Here is a 3,478-nt window from a genome sequence, read left to right on the forward strand (position 1 = left end):
TAGGGAGTTATTGTTTTAACCTTAAGTCACTTTATTGCCGTCTAACAGTAGCGTCCATTAGCATCTCAAAGACTGGCCTTAAATCATATGGGAAGTCCATTATCGCTCTTTATGCATGTTCACCATCAAACTGCCAAATGACTTGTCCCCAGTTATTGTTGGGATAATCAGGCATGATGTCACCTTGTTTAAAATAACGACGACTGTCAGCTTTGGCTAAAGTGAACCAGTAGCCTGCTTTGGGGTAGGATTGCCCAGCTGGGCAACGCCCCCTGACTTGGCTAGTAATCTCAGGCTTAGCCTTTGGCTGATTTTCATAATAAGGGGTCATGTCTTCGCCAGCTTCTTGACGTTCGATAAATTCTTCATAAGTGATTTTGTAGGGATCTATGGATACAAATTTACTGGTGTCGATCCCTGTCTTTTTAAGAACAAATGGCAAGGTATAATCAGGTTGATCCTGATTGATGTCTAGACCTGCTTCTATAGCTTGGATTTAAGCATATAACCTAGATCTAGGTAGGTTTGGATAAATTTCTTTAAATAGTGCTTCCCAAGTATCACCTATATTGTCGTAACTCACGTAGCTATCAAGATAATTTTCTTCAGACATGAAATTTAGGCTAATCATATAGACATAACTACCAATTTCTTCTTCAAAGTTATAACTCATATATATATTTAAAAAAACATCCGTACCATGGCGTAAGCTCCAAGACTGTAAACTATCCAGTTTTTTAAACTGTTCAAAATCTAAAGGATAGTTGTAGTTTATAAAATTATCTAAGATATTCTCATTGGTACCATAAATATAGCTATCTTGAATAGATATACGAGGATCATCAATCCGATGGTCATCTTGCCACCCTTTTTCTTCTAACTGATTGAACAACTTTTGCATACCGATATAAGCTTCTTTTTGGGTAATGCCATAACTGCCTTTTGAGTCTGTAATAAAGAAGCGAATTGTAGAAGACTGTATGCCTCTTTTTGGATCATCATGGTCAAAATAACCTGATGTACCAATAACATTTTTAATGGCCAACGGTGGGACATTAGGATATGAAAAAGTTACAGTGGCGTAGTTATCGCTAGGAAAGCTCAAGTCGTAAAAAGTAACGCCTAAGCTGCTAATATTTAGCGGATTATCATTGAAGTTCCAATACTTTTTGATGTTTTCATTATTTTTTTAAATGTCTCAGGGCTTTCTTCTACTGAAATGATGGTATGAGGGAACATGGTGTTTTTCGTTCGATCGCCTTTACTATAAGCAATGGTAGACAATGATAATGAAACTACTAGTGATACTGTCTTAAAAAGTTTATATCTAAACATAGTTACGTTTTTATTTCAGAACTTAGTCTTATAAAGATAGTTACTTTGTAAAATGTGGCTAAGAACATTGAAATGTAAAGTAGTAACCATATTAAATATATGTAATTTTTTCCAAGAAATATTGTTGAATAAGTAATTTCTATAAAATTGGAGGTTTCCATTAAGTTGAATATATATAAAGCTATAATTAAATATATTAAAAATAAATATGATTTTATTTCATCTTTAATAGGTCTTAAAAATAATGTTGTTATCATTAGTGTGAATAAAAAAAAGCTGCCTAGTATTAAAAATATATGATCACTTCCACCTGCCCCCTGTAACTCAGAAATTTTATACAAATCATTATTTGCAATATAAGAATTGGTATATATACCACCAGAATTATTGATAAATAAACTAATAATTAAGAGTATGAAACTAAGAAAAGTAATTACTGATAATATTATCATTTATTTATTCCTAAAATTGTGTTTTCATTGAAGGATCAAACCTCCAAACAGATACATCTTTTTCAATGTAAGCATTACAATTATTTAACTCACAGCTATCTGGCTGGCCTATTAGTACTCCAGTTAATGCTAACTTAATAGCATTTTGCCATTGCCAAGACCTTCCGTAAATACTTTTTACTATTCTTTCTTTTGGTATTTTATTTGCAATGTAACTATCTAGACCTTTTAACCCCGCATTATGGAATACTGTGGCTTCAAATACACTCAATTTCTTATTTCGTCTATTTTGCTCATTATTGATGTTTTTCCCTACTAAATCCATAGCTATCTCAGCGTCTGTAGTTATAATATTGAATGTTTCAGTCAAATAATTTGGATTTTTCTCTTGGGATAAACCGAGTAAATCTGCAGCCATACCTAGCTGCATTTCTCCATACCCATAACTTGAGCTACGACTCAAGCTTTCAATTAAATATGAAACCTTATTCTTACTACTTGCCAAAATTCCGTGATATTTCTCTTGAAATACAATTGATGCAATTGCCATAACGTCTACATTGTTTTTTTTTGCAGATTTGACTATTTCATTCCTTAAATAAGCTACCCAGCGTAATCCGTAAGGTATATCTGGTGCATTATTTAACGATTTTATCTCTTGGGTCTTTTTTGTATTCGGATTTTGCTTGGTGTTACTACTCGTAACATCAAATGAAAAATTTGTATACAAATAATTTATAGAAGTTACTCTAGAAAAACCTATATCCGATAGTCCTTGTTTTAGGCTAGTATCAGAAACTTTTAATATTAATGGTGATGAATTAACTTTGATATTGTTATCAATATACATATCAACAAAGGCATTGCAGTCTTTGACTGATTCATTACTCAACAAAATAGCTGAATGATCTTCTGATTTATCATTTTCTAATTTTAGTTTTTTAGTTTTCAATTTCCTATCGTTAATAGTGAAAGTAATTTGATACTCTAAAACATTAATAGTATTTTTTAACAATCTAAATCTTGCGTAACAATACTTAGCTGTCATAATTCCATCCATCTTTAACCTTTAAAAATGCTACTAATTTCTCACTACTTTCTGTATAAACTGTTTGTGTTTCACCGATTTCAGTAGTTATTCCAGATTTAATTAATTTTGCGTTTTCATCTATGATAATATATTCGTTACCTTTTATACCTTCACGTTGCTCATCCAAAAACTGATATGCTAGATTATAAACACCATCCATCAATGTTTTCTTATCAGGAGTGATATCAGGCAACCCCACCAACCCAAGCCCATCATTTCCGCCCCCCGCCTTACTATGCTTACCTGCCTTTTCCGTAAACTGATTGGCACTGATGGTGATATTACCGCCCTCTAGTACGATACTGGCACCGCCTGCGGAGAGGGTTATTTTATTATTGGCAACCACCTCGACGGCTTGGGTCGAAGAGGCGATATTGATATCTTGCTTAGCCATTGCTTCAAGCTTGCCTGTGTGTGCGGAGAGGAGGATATTATCCTTGGCGTTGGTCATGCTCACGCTGCCATCAGCGACTAGGGTCATCGATGCACTGCTCACTTGGCTGTGACCATCGCCACTGGTCACTCTCATATCTGCTTGAGTGGTGGTCAGCATCTCACCCATGCTGCGCTGGATCAAGGTGTCTTCACTGACATAGCTGAG

The 3,478-nt window shown here is 34.3% G+C and carries 4 protein-coding genes; all 4 read right to left on the bottom strand.

The annotated features are described in order from the left end of the window. Nucleotides 1-109 precede the first annotated feature (109 nt). A complete protein-coding gene (locus tag ACFI32_RS14690) occupies nucleotides 110-442 on the bottom strand; it encodes a hypothetical protein (protein ID WP_462627373.1) in 333 nt (110 codons plus the stop codon). 54 nt (nucleotides 443-496) lie between these two features. Next, on the bottom strand, nucleotides 497-1,045 hold the full coding sequence (locus ACFI32_RS14695) for a hypothetical protein (RefSeq protein WP_462627374.1): 549 nt from the start codon (nucleotides 1,043-1,045) through the stop codon (nucleotides 497-499). A 752-nt stretch (nucleotides 1,046-1,797) separates the two neighbouring features. Beyond that, a complete protein-coding gene (locus ACFI32_RS14700) occupies nucleotides 1,798-2,835 on the bottom strand; it encodes a hypothetical protein (RefSeq protein ID WP_462627375.1) in 1,038 nt (345 codons plus the stop codon). After that, nucleotides 2,825-3,478, bottom strand: a 654-nt coding sequence (locus tag ACFI32_RS14705) for a DUF2345 domain-containing protein (protein WP_462627376.1), incomplete at its 5' end; no start/stop codon positions are given. The genes ACFI32_RS14700 and ACFI32_RS14705, both read right to left, overlap by 11 nt.

The sequence above is a fragment of the Psychrobacter sp. PSi21 genome, from assembly GCF_054960615.1.